We start from the raw sequence: 16,359 nt of genomic DNA on the forward strand, positions 1-16,359 counted from the left end.
AGAAACTCAAGCAGGTACCTCGACCAGCTCACGGCCACCGTAGCCGCTCCCAGGGCGTATTCCAGCACCAGATCCCAACCGATGATCCAGGCCACAAATTCCCCCATGGTAGCGTAGGAATAGGTATAGGCACTGCCGGCAATGGGGATCATGGAAGCAAACTCCGCGTAGCAAAGGCCGGCAAAGGCACAACCCACGGCGGCCAGTACGAACGAAATGGTGACAGCGGGCCCGGCGTGTTCGGCGGCAGCAATGCCCGTCAGCGAGAATAGTCCTGCTCCAATGATAGCTCCAATTCCCAGCGCGACCAGGCTGGTGGCACTCAGTGAACGCTTCAGTTGATTCCCTTCGTCGGACGACTCCCGCATGAGCTTGTCCAGGGGTTTCTTGCTCCAGAGTTGGTTTAACATACACAGAAGTTTAGGGCGGTAGCTTAGGCGGCTAAACGAATAAAGAGTACATGTAAAAAGGGGAAAGTGTGCGCTTTCCCCTTTTATGCGGCCGGTTGGTTAGGCCTTGGCTGTTTTACTTTTTTTGGCGGTTGCCACGGGCTCCACCGAGACCGGAGCAGCCAGCACTTCCTTCTTTTTCTCGCGCTGGAGGGCATCCACTACCAGCGGCGCCGCAATAAACAGCGAAGAGTAGGTACCTACGATCACGCCAATGAGCATCGAGAATGTAAAGCCACGAAGTACCTCCCCACCAAAGATAAAGAGTACGATAAGTACCATGATGGTGGTGGTACCCGTTACGGCCGTACGGCTGAGGGTGCTGTTCAGGGCGTTATTAATGATCGTCGGAATGTTTTCCGTTTTGGCTTTACCATCGTTTAGGTACTCCCGAATCCGGTCAAAAATAACGACGGTATCGTTCATCGAATACCCCATGATGGTCAGAATGGAACCAATGAAAGCCTGATCTACGTCCAGCGAAAAGGGTAACCAGCCGTTGAAGAGCGAAAAGATAGCCAGCAGGATGAATACGTCATTGACCAGCGCGGCTACGGCACCGTAGCTAAACGCCAGGCGACGGAACCGTATGAAGATATAGCCAAAGTTGACGGCCACGGCCAGCAAGACCGCCCAAATGGCCGAGATCATGGTGTCGTAAGCGATGGTAGGCCCTACCTTATCCGTCCGGACGATAGTACCCTGGTTGCCTTGTACTTTCGAAACCGCTTCCATGATTTTGGCTTCGGCCTGGCGGTCGGCGTCCGGCGAAGTTTCGTCAATCAGGTAGGCCGTAGTGATTTTTACTTGGTCGAAGCCACCGTAGGTTTTTACTTCCGGGGTAGTACCCAGGGCTTCCGTGGCTGCCACGCGGACTTCATCCGTATTAACCGTCTTTTCAAAACGAACCACGTAGGACCTTCCTCCTTTGAAATCAATACCCAAGCCAAAGCCTTTGAAGATAAAGGAACCGATCCCGATGACGATAATGACCGACGACACCAGGTAGAACTTGCGACGCTGGGTCACAAAGTCGAAGTTGGTATCCTTGAACCAGTTCTTGGTTAGCTGGGTATAAAAAGTATAGGTCTTTCCTCGTTTGATCTGGGCTTCCAGGATCAGGCGCGTAATGAATATGGCCGTAAACAGCGAGGTAAGTAGCCCGATGATGAGCGTTGTAGCAAAGCCAAGTACCAGGCCGGTACCGAATATGAAGAGGATAATCCCCGTCAGCAGCGTCGTGACGTTGGAGTCAATAATGGCCGAAAGCGCATTCTTGAATCCGTCTCCGACAGCTTGGCTAAACGGCTTCCCAGCCTCCATTTCGGCCTTAATACCTTCGTAGATCAGTACGTTGGCATCGACCGACATCCCGATAGTTAGGACAATACCGGCAATACCCGAGAGGGTAAGTACCGCTCCCAGCGAAGCCATGATCCCCATCAGGAAAAACAAGTTGACAAACAAAGCGATGTCAGCCACCCAACCAGCCCGGCTGTAGTAGGTAACCATGAAGGCTACTACAATGAGCAGACCGATCATGGAAGACAGCAAACCTGCCGTGACGGCTTCCGAACCCAGCGTAGAACCAACCACCGCTTCCTCCACGATATTGGTGGGGGCGGGTAGTTTTCCGGCTTTCAGGACGTTGGCCATATCGCGGGTTTCGTCCACGGTGAAGCTGCCCGAAATGCTCGAGTTACCGTTTGGAATCTCTCCGTTGACCGTCGGGGCGGTATACACCAGGTTATCCAGAATAATGGCTACCGGGCGGCCCACGTTATTGGCCGTTAGCGTACGCCATTTACGGGCTCCTTCGCCGTTCATACGCATTGTTACTTCCGGGCGTCCACGATCGTCGTAGTCGTTGGTGGCGTCTACAATCACATCCCCTTCCAGCGGAGCCTGTCCGTTGGGTTTTTTGATAAAGTACAAAGGCAAGATCTGCTGGCCGTTGGTGGCGTCCATTCCTTTACGATCCCACATAAAGACCAGGTCGCCGGGGAACATTGAACGTACTTCCAGGCGGCGTAGTATTTCACCCGCCCGGGCGGTATCTTTTAGGTAAACGCCCAGTCCCTGGGGCAGAGGCACAAAGAGGTTCGTAAGGGCTGCCGTCTGAGCTGCCAGGGCCGACGTGTCGGCCTGTACCGAGTCACTTTTCTGGGCCAACTGAGCTTCCAGGCTGCTGGTAGCGCTAGAGGCCGCCGTATCCGTGGTAGTTTGAGGGGTCGTAGGGGCGCTCAGTTTGGTAGCGGCTTCCTCGCGCGACAGGTACACTCCCAGTTGGTCAATGGCGGGGGCTACTTCATTAATGGTATATACTTCACAGAATTCCAGCTTAGCGGCTCCCGATAGCAGTCGGCGCACCCGCTCGGGGTTATCTACGCCGGGTAGTTCTACCAGGATCCGGTTGGTACCTGGCAAGCGTTGCAGGTTCGGGTTCGTCACGCCAAACTTATCCACCCGTGCCTGAATGATTTTGAAAGCGCGGTCAATGGACCCTTCCACTTCGTCTTTGAGCAGACGAATGACTTCGGCGTCAGACGAATTACTGTTTATTTTTCCGCGGTTGGCGCTGTTGGAAAATACACTCGCCAGGCGGGTGTTGGGTGCTACTTCTTTGTAAGCATCTACAAACAGGTTCACAAAGCTGCTTTGGCTACTTTTCTGGGCCTCTTCGGCTTTTTTCAGCGCTTGCTGAAATTGGGTACTTCGGGCATTGCCACCCGCCAGGCCCCGCACAATATCGGTAGCCGATACTTCCAGCACCACGTGCATACCACCCTGTAGATCAAGGCCTAGCCCCAGCTCGCGTTCCATTACTTCCTGCAGCGTGTGGCCCAGGTACACCTCTTCGCGCCAGAGCGAGTCGATGTAGCGTTGTTTTTTTGAAAAATCTACCTTGCCACTGGCATCGGTAGCGTAGGCTTCGGCATTTTGCTTGTGGTTGCGCGCCACAAACGTGAAAGACAGGTAGTAGATGCTGATCAAAGCAAGTACTACCGTAAAGGCTATTATTCCGGTTTTATTCCGCATTTTTAAAATAGATAAATAAATTTTACAGAAAATGAAGGAGGAGAGGGCTACGGATACTTAAATCCGGACCCACTTTTTTTCGAGAAAATAATACAAACAGTTTTCTCCTTAAACAGAGCTAAGGAGCATTGATGGCGATATGATGGCCAAAAACCTTACGGAAGTAAGAAAAGAAATGGAAGAATTCGTGGAAACAAGCCGGTACGGTAGTAAGTACCTCAATAGCCCGCCAGCTAGGGGGCGGCAGTACATAGTACTGCTGGGAGAAGTCAAAGGAGGAAGCGGGCGTAACGACGGCATCTAGCGAGAGAGCGCTGACGTTAGCCTGCTCAGATTGTTTTTCGGGGGTAGCGGTACTTTTTTCCGTGGCGGGTACGCTACGGCTTTTTTCAGGAAGCACGGACCATGACTTTCCTCCCACGGCTACTACAAGCAGCAAGGTAGCTAGTAGCCAGCTAAGGGATTGGGTGATAGTTCGTTTTGCTTGTACAGTCATGACAAAGTACTTCCTTTTCAAGCCGCAAAGATTACGCGAAAAAATTAGATAAACAAGTATTTTCCCTAGAACGATGGTATTATTGAAAGAGATATATAGATCATTCGGAGTTTGCTCAAAAAGTACCTTCAAAGTACTTTTAAAAATTAGTATGCTTGCATAATACTATTCAATTTTAGTACATTTGTAGAAAGGGGTTCGAGACACCAAACCATAGCTAAGGGTATGCGCAAAGAAAAAACGATTGATTTTCACATAAAATGGGCCTGGCACGCCATCTCCCGGATGTACAACGCCTACGCCGCGCAGTATGACATGACCATGGCCGTTGGCTACGTGCTCCTCAACATCGATAGTGAGCAAGGTACCCCCGCTACCAAGATTGCCCCGCTGCTGGGTATGGAGCCCCGCAGCCTGGTCCGGATGCTCAAAAATCTGGAAGAACGCGGCCTCATTCGGCGACAGGTCTCGGTCGTTGATAAGCGCTTTGTGCGCATTATCCTGACCGACGAAGGCCGCGTGAAGCGGGAGCAGGCCCGCGAAGGTGTCATTACCTTCAACAACAACCTTCGGTCGAAAATTGACCCCGAAAAGCTGGCGGTATTTCTGGAAGTTATTCAGGATATAAACCACCTGGTAGAAGAAGAAAACCAAAAATTGAAAGCCAGTGAGGGCGTAGAAGAGTTATAGAAGTAGGGAAGGCGAAAACAATAACAGCGGGCCATTCTCTATAAGGCACACCTATACGTAACGATCCTAAAAACCAACCAATTCCTTAACAATGAACCGTACTATTCGAAAAGTAGCCGTACTGGGCTCCGGCATTATGGGCTCGCGCATTGCGTGCCATTTTGCCAATATTGGGGTAAATGTACTTTTGCTGGATATTGTTCCCAAAGAACCCAACGATACCGAACAAGCCAAAGGATGGACCCTGGAGCATCCGGCGGTCCGAAACCGGATTGTCAACGAGTCGTTCCAAAGTACCCTTAAGGCCTCTCCCGCCGCGCTGTATAGGCCCTCGTTTGCGAGTCGGATCAAACTCGGCAACTTTGAGGATAACCTCAAAGAAATAAAAGACTACGACTGGATCATTGAGGTAGTGGTAGAGCGGCTGGACATCAAGAAAAGTCTTTTTGAAAAAGTAGAAGCCCTCCGCAAGCCAGGTACCTTGGTCACCTCCAATACCTCGGGTATTCCCATCAAGCTGATGTCTGAAGGCCGCAGCGACGACTTCCAGAAGCATTTTTGCGGAACGCACTTTTTCAATCCGCCGCGCTACCTGCGCCTGCTGGAGATCATCCCCGGCCCCCAAACCGACCCCGCCGTGGTGGACTTCCTGATGCACTACGGGGATCTGTTCCTGGGCAAAACCACGGTACTTAGCAAGGATACGCCGGGCTTCATTGCCAACCGCCTGGGGATCTACGCCATGGTACAGACCATCCGGGCCGCCGAAGAGATAGGGCTCAGCGTGGAGGAGGTCGATAAGCTGACGGGCCCCGTCGTGGGGCGCCCCAAGTCAGGTACCTTTCGCCTTTCGGACGTTGTGGGGCTGGATACGACCTTTCACGTTGCCAAAAATCTGTACGAGTCGGGCGAGGGCACGGATGAGTCCCGCGAGGCTTTCGTAGCACCGGGCATCATGCAGGAGCTCTTCAATAAGAAGTGGTTGGGCGATAAAACCGGACAAGGTTTTTACAAAAAAGTAAAGGACGAAAAGGGTAAGTCGGTGATTCTGGCGCTGGATTTCAAAACGATGGAGTACCGCCCCTCCGAAAAAGTAAAGTTTGCCACGCTGGACAGTACCAAGGCCATCGACAACCTCAGCAAACGCTTCGGTACCTTGCTGGAAGGAAAAGACAAAGCCGGGGAGTTTTACCGGCAGACCTTCGCCGACAGTTTCCGCTACGCCACCTTCCGGATTCCGGAAATTTCCGACGAGCTCTACCGCATCGACCAGGCCATTAGCGCGGGCTTTGGCTGGCAGCTGGGCCTCTTTGAAACCTGGGACGCCATTGGCCTTAAAAAGATGGTCGGCATCATGGAGGAGCTTGACAAAAAACCGGCCGCTTGGGTATACGACATGCTGGAAGCGGGGCACGAGTCTTTTTATAAGGTTAAAGACGGCAAACGCCAGTACTACGACATCCCGAGCAAGTCGTACCAAGCCATACCGGGCCAGGAAAGCTTTATTATTTTGAGTAATCTATCCAACCAGGTTGTTTGGAAAAACGCGGGCGCTACGCTGTATGACCTCGGCGACGGCATTCTGAACCTCGAGTTCCGCTCCAAGATGAATACCTTCGGGGCGGAGGTAATTGAAGGGGTACAAAAGAGCATCAGCCTGGCCGAAAAAGATTTTCAGGGACTGGTGATCGGCAACGAATCTACCGAGGCCTTTTCGGCGGGTGCCAACCTGGCCATGCTCTTCATGTTTGCGGTGGAGCAGGAGTTTGACGAAGTGAACCTCATGATTGCGCAGTTTCAGCAAACCATGATGCGCGCAAGGTACTCGTCGATCCCGGTGGTGGCGGCTCCGCATACGTTGACGCTCGGTGGTGGTTGCGAGCTCAACCTCCACGCCGACAAGGTAGTAGCCCACGCCGAGACCTACATGGGCCTGGTGGAAGTAGGCGTAGGGCTGATCCCGGCCGGAGGAGGTACTAAGGAAATGGCCGCCCGCTGCTCGGATCTCTACCAATCGGGCGATCCCGAGCTTAACATTCTTCAAAATGCCTTCATGAATATAGCCCAGGCTAAGGTATCTGCCTCGGCGCACGAAGCGCTCAGCATGAACTACCTCCAGGCGAAAGACGCCATCGTGCTCAACCGCAGCCGGCTCATTGCCGAGGCCAAGCAGGCGGCTTTGGAGCTAGCCGAAAATGGGTATACCCAACCGCTCCAACGCTCCGACATCAAAGTACAGGGCAAAACCGGCATTGCGCTCTTTCAGGCGGGTATTGCCCAAATGCGCCTGGCCAACTACATCTCCGACCACGACGCCAAAATCGCTGGCAAGCTGGCTTACGTGATCTGCGGAGGCGACCTCAGCTACCCCCAAACCGTCACGGAACAGTACCTGCTTGACCTCGAGCGGGAAGCGTTCCTGTCGCTATGCGGAGAGAAGAAAACCCTCGAACGGATGCAAGGCCTGCTGACGGGCGGCAAACCGCCGAGAAACTAAAAGCAGGTACTTGATAGCATACTACGCAGTGGGGCGGGTTTTTATACAAAGCCGTGCTCCACTGCTCCTGAACCAGGGCGCGCCCGGAAGAATAGCATCCAGTACCATTTAACGGCTTTTTTTAGTACTTTTGGTAGATCTACGTACTAGAGAATTCCCCCGTCAACAAATTATGATTTCAAAGAAAGCCAAATACGCTCTGAAAGCACTCAAGGTACTAGCCGAGCAGTACAACAAAGGGCCGGTACTTATCTCTTATATTGCGGAGAAGGAAAAAATCCCCAAGAAATTTCTGGAAGCCATTCTGCTTGACCTTCGTAACAACGGGGTACTTCAAAGCCAGAAAGGCAAGGGGGGCGGCTACATGCTTCGGCTTCCACCCGAAGAAGTGAAGTTCTCCAAGATCCTCCGCGTCATTGACGGGCCCATTGCGCCCACGCTGTGCGTATCGCTGTACTTTTACGGAAAATGCGAGGACTGCGTCGATGAAGAAACCTGCAGCCTGCGCTTGGTGATGGAAAAATGGCGCGATGCCAACCTAGCCGTGCTGGACCAAACTACCCTACGCGACCTGATGCAGGCGCGCGGGGAGGAAGTGTAAAAGGCTACTATGGCTTCGAAAAGTACCTGTCTTTCCGCACGTAGAGGCGGGTGTCGTCCAGGGTGTCGGCCAGCAGGTAGTTGGCCGTAAGGTACTTGGCCAAAGCAGGAAAACTCTCGTGGCCCTGCGTGGCCCGATCACTCACCCAAATACTATTCTTCCCCACGGCATCCAGAAATACCGCCGGTTGGGTCCGCTTGAGATCGCTCAGGTACCTGGTTCGGTATACTTCCCGCATGGGATGCTCAAAAATAGACCGCTCCGAGTGGTTTTCGGCCGTACCCTGCGCCAGCTGCGTCTCTACGTAGTACCGGCATTGCCATCCCCACACCACCAGGTAGTCGCCGGGCCGGGTGTAGGTCTTTATTTTTTCACTAACCATATCAGTAGGTAAGGTCGTAGCGCCTTCTGACACGAAAGCATTGAGGCGACGACTCTGGTGAAATGATGCGGCATCTTGAGCGCCGAACCAAACGAGTGGCAGTACCAAAGTACCTACCAGGGGTACTTTGTAGCTTGCCAGCCGCCACCAGCCACAAGCCGCCGCCAAAGCCCAGGGGTAGATGCAGAGGTTGAGGTAGTGGCCAAACGAATTGCCCGACTTCGTAGCGGCGTATACGCTGGCTAGTAAATACACCAATAGCAGCAAGGGTACAAAGCTTTCCCGGCGGGACGATAGCGAGCGCCACCACCCCCAGGTACCCACCAGTACCGGCAGCAACAGCATAGCAGCGTAGGCGCTAAAGTCCGGACTGGTAGCCAGGAGGCTAACCAGCTGGGTTGGCACGTCCAGGAGTCCGTTACTACCCGCGTAGATGGAATTTCCTTTGATATAAAAATCAATGAGATCCTGAAAAACGCCATGATATAAAGTCCAGCCCAGTACCAGCAGCGGAAAAGCGATCCCGCCCGCCAGGAGTGCCAAAGTGGGTCGCCAGGTACCTTGGTGCCGGTAATGCTGGTAGGTGATCCAAAGCCCGCCGAGCACTAAAACAACGGCCTGGGGGACGGCCTGGAGCTTGGCAAAAGGGACCATCCCCGCCAGCAGCCCCAGCCCTAGTGCCACCACCAAAGAAGGGGTACTTTGGCGAGACAACCAAGCCAGCAACCCAAGACAGCCGCCCAGCAAGAGCAGCGGCAGCTGCTCACTGGAGTAGTGTACGAAGTCGGCCTCCTGCGTAAAAGATAGAAAAAACAACGGCGGCAGCAGGGCTACGCGGGCCGTAGCTACCCCAAACCACTGACGCACCGCGCCGAAAAAAAACAGCAGCGCCCCCGCCGAACACAGCAAACCCATAACCCGGGCTGAGGTATAGTTGAGCTCAAAACCCAGCAGCCGGGGCAGTACAAGCAGGTAGTTGTCCAGCGGACCAATGGTAGTGCCATCTACCGAGCGCCAGTAGACCGGGTCCTGGTAGAGGGTGAGGGCGTGGCTGATCATCTGGCTTTCGTCGGGATTCAACTCCCGGTTAAAAACCACCGCGGGAAGCCGCATCATGCCGAAAAGTACCAGCGCGGCTAGTAAGTAGGCCACTGTGGGTACGCGCTTTTCCAAACTACCCCAAAGTACCCCCCCGGCCAGTAGGTAGGCAAGAGCCCAGTACACGATCGGGGTGGCGTCAAAGGTAGGCATACGTCAGGCGATGGTTTCGACCTTTTCTACAAAATCGCGGAAGTGGATCGCCGGAATAAAATGCTGCTGCGTACGGTACTGAAGTACCATGAAAACCAGAAAAAGCGAAATCAGAAACGATTGCAGCATCACGATCAGCAGGGTAGTTCCCAGCGTGGAAGCCCAGCCGGGCGTGGCGTTGCCGATGAGTTTCAGGAAAAGAATGGCAAAAATAATGCTGACCGCCAGGCCGGACATCATGATGGAAAAAATAAGGATGCGAACGGCCGTGGTATCAATGAGCACCGAGATAGCGCTCAGCCCGTGCAGGACCAGCGACACGAAGTTCATTTTGCTTTCGCCGGCCAGGCGTTTGGCGCGTTCCAGCGGTACCGAGTCGTACGGAATCCGGGAGCGTATGATCCCGCCGGGGTAGTTGTTCCAGATCTCGGATACCCGCACCAGGTTTTGCAGGCGCTGCTGGGGTACCAAACTAAAGTTACCAAACGTAATCATCTTGCCCGTCAGTAACTGAAAAATGGCCTTATAAACGATATAAAAAAACTTAAAGGTAAAGTTCTCCTGGCGCTTGCTGCGCTCGGCAAAGATAATCTTGTCGGGAAACTGGCGCGACTTGGCCATGAGCTGGTTGATGCCGCCGGGGGCGTCTTCTCCGTCGGCATCCATCACAATCACCTTGTCCCAGTCGGCCTCCTGGGCCAGGTACGACAGGCCGATGGCAATGGCCTTTTGGTGGCCCAGGTTGCGAAAGAGCCGAAGTACCCGAATGCCGTTGCCGCGGTAGGATGTAAAAGGCCCGGTACGCTCCCGCGACGAGCAGTCATCTACGATGAGTAGGGCCGTTTGGGCTAAGAGGGTAGGTTCAACATCCTCATTGATCTTTTGAATCAATAAATTGAGGGCTTCCCAGTCGTTGAATTGGGGAATAAGAATAACGTACTTCTCCGGCATAAGCGAGGCAAAATGCAAAGTACGGCAAGACCAGCCGATAAGCCGCGTCCTGCCGTACTTTTTATAGGATTCTAAGCGGGCTTACCGGCCAGCCGGGCTACGGTGCCGTCGTGGATCTGGGTGAGGGTTTCTTCCAGGCCGTACTCCCAGTTCCAGCCGGGGTAGTGGCTCTTGAACTTCGAGAGGTCACTCACGTACCAGATGTGGTCGCCGATGCGGTTGGTCTCCGAGTAGGAGTAGCTCATTTTGTTGCCGGTGATCTGCTCGCAGAGCGTAATGGCCTCCAGCATGGAGCAGTTGGCAAAGCGCCCGCCGCCCGCGTTGTAGACCTCGCCGGCGCGCGGGTTCTGGTAGAAATGCCAGAACATGTTCACCAGGTCGTGGCTGTGGATGTTGTCGCGTACCTGCTTGCCCTTGTAGCCAAAAATGGTGTAGTGGTTGCCGGTGATGGCGCACTTCATGAGGTAGGCCAAAAAGCCGTGCAGCTGCGCGCCGGAGTGGTTGGGACCGGTGAGGCAGCCCCCGCGGAACACCCCCGTCTTCATGCCAAAGTACCGGCCGTACTCCTGCACCATGATATCAGCGGCTACTTTGGAAGCGCCAAAGATGGAATGTTTGGTATGGTCGATGCTGTGCTGCTCGTCGATGCCGTTTTCGAAGTAGGGGTGGTTTTCGTCAATTTCCCAGCGGGTTTCGAGCTCCACCAGGGGCAGGTAGTTGGGGTTATCACCGTACACCTTGTTGGTAGAGGTAAAGATAAACACCGCTTCGGGGCAGTGCAGGCGCGTCATTTCCAGCATGTTGAGCGTACCCACGGCGTTCACGCCAAAGTCGGTGAAGGGCTCGCGGGCGGCCCAGTCGTGGCTGGGTTGGGCGGCGGCGTGCACGATCATTTTGATGTCGGCGCCAAATTCCTTGAAGATGGGCTCGAGCTGAGAAACCTCCCGGATGTCGGCGGCGTAGTGTTTGTAGTTGGTAAAAGCCTCCTGGATGCGGTTGCGGTTCCATTCGGTATTGCCGTCAGTACCGAAGAAGTACTGCCGCAGGTTGTTATCAATGCCTACTACCAAGTCAAACTTCTGGGCCAGGAAGGCCACTGATTCGCTCCCGATCAAGCCGGCCGAGCCGGTCACTAGTGCAATCTCCATTGTCAGTAAGTATTAGTATCTATTAATTCCGTAAAGCATTTTCACATGAGCGCGTAAAGTAAATTAAAAAAGTTCAATTTTCCGAAACGCGCTTCGTAAACGGATTTCCCTGGATTTGGGAGTCTTTTGAAGTTTTAGGCAGGGTGATGGCGCAGCGCCTAATCAAATAATTATCCTACTAGACAAAGGCCCCAGTTCTCCTGCCGCCTTTTTATCGGCTTGCTTACAAACCCAAGGGCGGCCGAAGCATAGCACGTGAGAACGTAATATTGGATAATCAGAAAAAAGAAAAGAACGTGGCCAAATGGAGAATGAAGCCAATTAAAGACAACGCCTCCGGTACTAGCCAGAGGTACTTACACCGGCTCTTATCCGAACTGCCGCAATTTTCGGTACAGATGATTTCTTTGGGTTTGCCATGTAGCACCAGGCATTACAGCGAAAAGGTATAGAGTAATTTCTTGGCTAGGGGAAAGCGCCATGTATTAAGTAGTGAGGGGATAAATCTTCTGGACATGATAGTAGATTATTTTAGTGGAACGATTGACGTAATCACAATAGGGCTATTAGGAAAAAAAGGAATTCCCCCCCCAGGGAAAGGGCACTGCACCTTTTCCTGGCCCGAAACGAGATAGTAATATGGAGCCTCTGAAGTAGATACGACCCAACTAGTGTCTTCCTGACAAGCCGAAAATAACCATTCAGGCGAATTGTTTTCAGGATTACGAGCTACAAACAACCCATTACCAGCATGATGAACAATTAACGAATCAATTGTTCGAGAATAGGTTCCCTCGCACCCGCAGTCGGGCTCTGGCTCCTTTTTCTCGCAGGATAGTACCGCCCCCATAGCAGCCACCAGAACAAAGGCAAGCCGGGGAGGGCGAAAGAAGGAGCGTTGGGACTTTCTTAGGCTTTGTTTCATACGTGAGTAGGTTTTTGGGTGAATAAAAAAATAAAGCAAGAAGGCACCAGCCGTACCTGAATCCGAGGATCATGGGTACCCACAGAATGGATGGCCTTAAAGAAGGATGCTGCCGCCAAAGAAGCTTGGCGAGCGGAGAATGGGGTACTGAAAGAAAATAGTAGTGTTTGGGCATAAGGAAAGGATGGTGTGGTGGATGGTACTTTATAGAGAGTTTGGTGTGGGGCTTATTTCTCTCAATAAGGCTAGTAGGCGCATTGTCTACTTTGGTCACAGATAAATCTTTGCCACAGAGAAGTACCTTTCGGTACTCTATACATAGGTCAAGTTTCCCAGCCGCGGGCTAGGGATTTTTCCAACTACGGTAGTCGGGACTTTGGTCAGCGACCGCTTGACATCAAGAAATAATGGAGTGCCGCCCAACGATGGGTGAAAGACGTAGGGTGAAGGCTACCGGCCTGCGGTCGATTCCCATCCCAAGTACCCCTATAAACCAAAACCGCCCCGAAGCCTAAGCGCCGGGGCGGTTTCTACATACATGAATGCTAAAGCGTATAAGCGCTAGGTCAATTACCCTGGGCCATAGTCGTGGTGCCAAACAATTTTTCTTGTATCGCATTCACCCGGTTGTCGATATCAGGATTAGCAGCGTACTGAATGGACCGCTGGCGGGCGGCGGAGTCCGGATGTACACCGTACACGTACTCATTGCCCGACCGCACGTCGATTTGCTCGATACGATTGTATTTTTGGTATTCGCAGGACGACAACAACGCAACACCTGCGAGCAAAGCAGCTATCTTTCTGAGTTTCATTAGGTACTTATCGGATGGATTCGCCACAAAAGTAACGGCCATTTCGGTAACCACCAAACCAGACCGCGCCCTTTTCTTAAATTTTTAACCGTTCTAATTCTTCCTTGACAAAAGTCATCAGCGCCGTAATGTGCTCGCGGGAAAAATCAAACGGGATGTGCGCCGCTTCGTAGATTTTCCCGATGGGGGCCGTGTAGCCCAGTTTCAGCGCGTTCAGGTACCCTTGCAGGCCTTGCTCGGGGTTTTCGCGGAAGTTTTTCCAAACCCCAATGGCCCCCAGCTGCGCAATGCCGTATTCGATGTAGTAGAAAGGTACCTCGTAAATGTGCAATTGCCGCTGCCAAAGGTACTTTTGAAAATGCTCTAGCCCCGACCAATCAATGACGCCGTCCGTGAATTCGCCATAGATGCGTACCCAGGCGCCGGTGCGCTCGGTGGGCGTGTGGGTGGGGTTTTCGTACATCCAGTGCTGAAACTTATCAATGGTCGCTACCCAAGGGAGGGTTTCCAGGATCGACTCCAGGTGCTGGATCTTGGCCCGGCGCAGGTCTTCTTCGTTTGGGAAGAATTCGTCCCAGTAGTCCATCGTCAGCAGCTCCATCGACATGGAGGCCAGCTCGGCTACCTCCGACGGCGGGTGTTTGAAGGAGCTCAGGGCGAGGTCACGCGTCAGGAGCGAGTGCACGGCGTGGCCGCCTTCGTGCAGCAGCGTGATCATGTCGCGCAGGTTGGAGGTGGCATTCATGAAGATGAAAGGTACCCCGATCTCGTCCAGGGGGTAGTTGTAGCCGCCCGGTGCCTTGCCCTTCCGCGATTCCAGGTCCAGGTGGCCCATGACTTTCATGATGCGCAGACTGTCGCCCAGGAAGGGGTCCAGGCGCGTAAAGCAGCGGATGGTTTTATCCAGCAGATCTTCGCCACTCTGAAACGGCTTCAGCGGCGGGCGGCCCTGCGGGTCTACCTTGGTGTCCCAGGGTCGGAGCGGCTCTACGGCTAAAGTACCCTTCCGCTCAAGGGCCAGGTCGTCCAGCACAGGTACTACGGCCTCCCGTACCGCCTCGTGAAAATCGAAGCAGTCTTGCGGCGTGTAGTCGAAGCGCCCCATGGCCGCAAACATGTAGTCGCGGTAGTTGGCAAAACCCGCGTTGCGCGCCACCTGGTCGCGCAGCCCGATGAGCTTATTGAGCAGCTCGTCCAGGGTTTCGTGGTCCTGGTAGCGGCGCTCGCTGATGGCCCGCCAGGCCTCTTCGCGGAGGGCGCGGTCGGTAGACTGCAGCCGGTCGGACGCCTTCTGGAGCGTCATTTCCTCGCCGTCGAGCGTCACCGTCATGGCACCCGCAATGGCCCCGTAGCGGCGCTCCTCGGTTTGGGTTTGGGTCAGAAGCGGAATGTTTTCTTCCCGAAAAATCTCGATGGCCTTCTTCATGCCCCGGATCGTGATGTCGAAGCCCTGGTCGGTGAGCTCGGTCAGGAAGGTACTTTCGTTGGCCTTCTTGTCCAGGGCGTTGCTGTAGGCGGCCAGTTGCGGCTGGATCTCGGTGATAAAAAATTGCAGCGATTGGATCAGCTCCTCGTTGGCGGTGTCGCAGGTTTGGCGGATGTACCGCCAGGCAAAGTTTTCCGACAGGTACGATTCCAGCTCGCTGCGGTCCAGAAACCACTGGCGCAGGTCGTCGGCGTTCTGGATCACGCGGTGGGCCAGGTTTTCGTATAGGGGTTTCAGGTCTTCCCAATCGTTGAGTTCAAAGTTTTCCCCAATAAAAGTACGCGCTTTGCGCTGGGGCAGGGCAGGGGCACCGGGCTCTATCATGCAAGTAGTGTTGTTAGGATCTGGGTAGTTTGGATGATCTTTAAAATAGTAACGTTTTTGGGTGGTCAAAGTTAAGCGCCGCGGCGTATTTATCAAGTACCTCCGACGGACTAAGCCCGATTTCCGGCGGTGTAGGGGTACTTTGAAGTTGTTTATCACAATTTTAAATGACAACTTTCGCCGGCCATTCCTGCTCCGGCCGCCAGGTACCCCCAAAGTACCTGCGAACGAAGTACCGGACAGAAGCAGGATTGAACAACAACCAAACCCTTTGAACAGAATCAACATGGACATCATCAGGTGGGGAATCATCGGCTGCGGCGACGTTACCGAGAAAAAAAGCGGACCGGCTTTTTCCAAAGTACCTCATTCGGAGCTGGTGGCGGTCATGCGCCGCGACGCCGCCAAAGCCGCCGACTACGCCCAGCGCCACGGCGTGCCCAAGTGGTACGACCAGGTGGACGACCTCATCAACGATCCGGACGTCAACGCCATCTACATCGCTACCCCACCCGACGTACATAAAGAGTACACGCTAAAAGCCCTGCGGGCCGGAAAGCCCGTGTACGTAGAAAAACCCATGGCCCGCAACGCCGCCGAGTGCGAAGACATGGTGCAGGCTAGCCGCGACACGGGGGTACCTTTGTTTGTGGCCTACTACCGGCGGTCGTTGCCGTACTTCGTGAAGCTAAAAGAGCTCATCGACACCCAGGCCATCGGCGAAATCCGGCAGGTACATATCACCATTCACAAAACACCCTACCCGGAAGAAGTAGGTGAAAGCCCGCAACCCGGTTGGCGGGTACAGCCGGAGCTCTCGGGCGGTGGGCATTTCCACGACCTGGCCTCGCACCAGTTCGACTACCTCGAGTACGTGCTGGGGCCCATCCAACAAGCCAAGGGCATTGCCCGCAACCAGGCCGGCCTCTACGCCGCCGACGACGTGGTGCAGGCGGTGTTTGCGTTTGAGTCGGGCGTGGTGGGCTCGGGTAGCTGGTGCTTTGCTACCAATGGCGTGGAGCAAAAGGAAGAAGCCGTGCTGCTGGGTACTTTGGGCAAGATCACCTTTTCCTTCTTTGAACGCTTCACCATTAGTGTCGAAACCGAGGCCGGTACCGAAGAATTTCTCCTACCGTACCCGCCGCACGTGCAGCAGCCCCTCATCGAAACCATCGTGGCCGAGCTGCGCGGCGAGGGCCGTTGCCCCAGTACCGGCGAGACGGGCCTGCGCGCCAACCGCGTGCTCGACTGGATCACGGGCTAGGTACCCACAGGGGGTACTTTTTACACGAAAATCTTCCCGCT

The 16,359-nt window shown here is 54.0% G+C and carries 13 protein-coding genes; 4 read left to right on the top strand and 9 right to left on the bottom strand.

All coding sequences use genetic code 11. The features are described from left to right. The 3 genes from HNQ92_RS00005 to HNQ92_RS00015 form a co-directional block, all read right to left on the bottom strand. A partial coding sequence (locus HNQ92_RS00005) for an amino acid permease (RefSeq protein WP_184169193.1) occupies positions 1–410 on the bottom strand: 410 nt, incomplete at its 3' end. A 99-nt stretch (positions 411–509) separates the two neighbouring features. Next, positions 510–3,488 (bottom strand): protein translocase subunit SecDF, encoded by a 2,979-nt coding sequence (gene secDF / locus HNQ92_RS00010; RefSeq protein WP_184169195.1) that lies wholly within the window; start codon positions 3,486–3,488, stop codon positions 510–512. A gap of 118 nt (positions 3,489–3,606) precedes the next feature. Continuing rightward, on the bottom strand, positions 3,607–3,984 hold the full coding sequence (locus HNQ92_RS00015) for a hypothetical protein (RefSeq protein WP_184169197.1): 378 nt from the start codon (positions 3,982–3,984) through the stop codon (positions 3,607–3,609). A 225-nt stretch (positions 3,985–4,209) separates the two neighbouring features. Here HNQ92_RS00015 and HNQ92_RS00020 point away from each other — a divergent pair, with 225 nt between their 5' ends. From HNQ92_RS00020 to HNQ92_RS00030, 3 genes are all read left to right on the top strand, one after another. After that, complete coding sequence (locus HNQ92_RS00020) at positions 4,210–4,674, top strand: MarR family winged helix-turn-helix transcriptional regulator (RefSeq protein ID WP_184169199.1); 465 nt, start codon at positions 4,210–4,212, stop codon at positions 4,672–4,674. 91 nt (positions 4,675–4,765) lie between these two features. Then, a complete protein-coding gene (locus HNQ92_RS00025; protein WP_184169201.1) occupies positions 4,766–7,171 on the top strand; it encodes a 3-hydroxyacyl-CoA dehydrogenase/enoyl-CoA hydratase family protein in 2,406 nt (801 codons plus the stop codon). A 172-nt stretch (positions 7,172–7,343) separates the two neighbouring features. Next, positions 7,344–7,772: an RrF2 family transcriptional regulator gene (locus HNQ92_RS00030; protein WP_184169203.1), complete on the top strand. Its 429-nt coding sequence runs from the start codon at positions 7,344–7,346 to the stop codon at positions 7,770–7,772. A 7-nt stretch (positions 7,773–7,779) separates the two neighbouring features. Here HNQ92_RS00030 and HNQ92_RS00035 read toward each other — a convergent pair whose 3' ends face one another. The 6 genes from HNQ92_RS00035 to HNQ92_RS00060 all read right to left on the bottom strand — a co-directional run bounded on the left by HNQ92_RS00035 (position 7,780) and on the right by HNQ92_RS00060 (position 15,054). Next, a complete protein-coding gene (locus tag HNQ92_RS00035; RefSeq protein ID WP_184169205.1) occupies positions 7,780–9,405 on the bottom strand; it encodes a hypothetical protein in 1,626 nt (541 codons plus the stop codon). Between the two features lie 3 nt (positions 9,406–9,408). Further along, positions 9,409–10,356, bottom strand: a complete 948-nt coding sequence (locus tag HNQ92_RS00040; protein WP_184169207.1) for a glycosyltransferase — start codon at positions 10,354–10,356, stop codon at positions 9,409–9,411. Positions 10,357–10,427: 71 nt separating this feature from the next. Further along, positions 10,428–11,504, bottom strand: a complete 1,077-nt coding sequence (locus tag HNQ92_RS00045) for an NAD-dependent epimerase/dehydratase family protein (RefSeq protein ID WP_184169209.1) — start codon at positions 11,502–11,504, stop codon at positions 10,428–10,430. Positions 11,505–12,030: 526 nt separating this feature from the next. Then, positions 12,031–12,429 carry a hypothetical protein gene (locus HNQ92_RS00050; protein ID WP_184169211.1) on the bottom strand — a complete coding sequence of 133 codons (399 nt, stop codon included), beginning with the start codon at positions 12,427–12,429 and terminating at the stop codon, positions 12,031–12,033. 566 nt (positions 12,430–12,995) lie between these two features. Further along, positions 12,996–13,244: a hypothetical protein gene (locus HNQ92_RS00055; RefSeq protein WP_184169213.1), complete on the bottom strand. Its 249-nt coding sequence runs from the start codon at positions 13,242–13,244 to the stop codon at positions 12,996–12,998. Positions 13,245–13,320: 76 nt separating this feature from the next. Then, positions 13,321–15,054, bottom strand: coding sequence for a M3 family oligoendopeptidase (locus HNQ92_RS00060; RefSeq protein WP_184169215.1), 1,734 nt, complete (start codon positions 15,052–15,054; stop codon positions 13,321–13,323). A 286-nt stretch (positions 15,055–15,340) separates the two neighbouring features. Between HNQ92_RS00060 and HNQ92_RS00065 the strand changes: the two genes are divergently transcribed. Next, positions 15,341–16,318: a Gfo/Idh/MocA family protein gene (locus HNQ92_RS00065; protein WP_184171709.1), complete on the top strand. Its 978-nt coding sequence runs from the start codon at positions 15,341–15,343 to the stop codon at positions 16,316–16,318. Positions 16,319–16,359: the final 41 nt, after the last annotated feature.

The sequence above is a fragment of the Rhabdobacter roseus genome (assembly GCF_014202275.1).
GTDB lineage: Bacteria > Bacteroidota > Bacteroidia > Cytophagales > Spirosomataceae > Rhabdobacter > Rhabdobacter roseus.

What these genes read in the sequence shown, in the direction of transcription:
- HNQ92_RS00055 (WP_184169213.1), bottom strand. Translation starts at nt 13,244, where the DNA reads ATGAAACTCAGAAAGATAGCTGCTTTGCTCGCAGGTGTTGCGTTGTTG.
- HNQ92_RS00065 (WP_184171709.1), top strand. Translation starts at nt 15,341, where the DNA reads ATGGACATCATCAGGTGGGGAATCATCGGCTGCGGCGACGTTACCGAG.
- HNQ92_RS00040 (WP_184169207.1), bottom strand. Translation starts at nt 10,356, where the DNA reads ATGCCGGAGAAGTACGTTATTCTTATTCCCCAATTCAACGACTGGGAA.
- HNQ92_RS00050 (WP_184169211.1), bottom strand. Translation starts at nt 12,429, where the DNA reads ATGAAACAAAGCCTAAGAAAGTCCCAACGCTCCTTCTTTCGCCCTCCC.
- HNQ92_RS00030 (WP_184169203.1), top strand. Translation starts at nt 7,344, where the DNA reads ATGATTTCAAAGAAAGCCAAATACGCTCTGAAAGCACTCAAGGTACTA.
- HNQ92_RS00045 (WP_184169209.1), bottom strand. Translation starts at nt 11,504, where the DNA reads ATGGAGATTGCACTAGTGACCGGCTCGGCCGGCTTGATCGGGAGCGAA.
- HNQ92_RS00015 (WP_184169197.1), bottom strand. Translation starts at nt 3,984, where the DNA reads ATGACTGTACAAGCAAAACGAACTATCACCCAATCCCTTAGCTGGCTA.
- HNQ92_RS00035 (WP_184169205.1), bottom strand. Translation starts at nt 9,405, where the DNA reads ATGCCTACCTTTGACGCCACCCCGATCGTGTACTGGGCTCTTGCCTAC.
- HNQ92_RS00020 (WP_184169199.1), top strand. Translation starts at nt 4,210, where the DNA reads ATGCGCAAAGAAAAAACGATTGATTTTCACATAAAATGGGCCTGGCAC.
- HNQ92_RS00025 (WP_184169201.1), top strand. Translation starts at nt 4,766, where the DNA reads ATGAACCGTACTATTCGAAAAGTAGCCGTACTGGGCTCCGGCATTATG.
- secDF (WP_184169195.1), bottom strand. Translation starts at nt 3,488, where the DNA reads ATGCGGAATAAAACCGGAATAATAGCCTTTACGGTAGTACTTGCTTTG.
- HNQ92_RS00060 (WP_184169215.1), bottom strand. Translation starts at nt 15,054, where the DNA reads ATGATAGAGCCCGGTGCCCCTGCCCTGCCCCAGCGCAAAGCGCGTACT.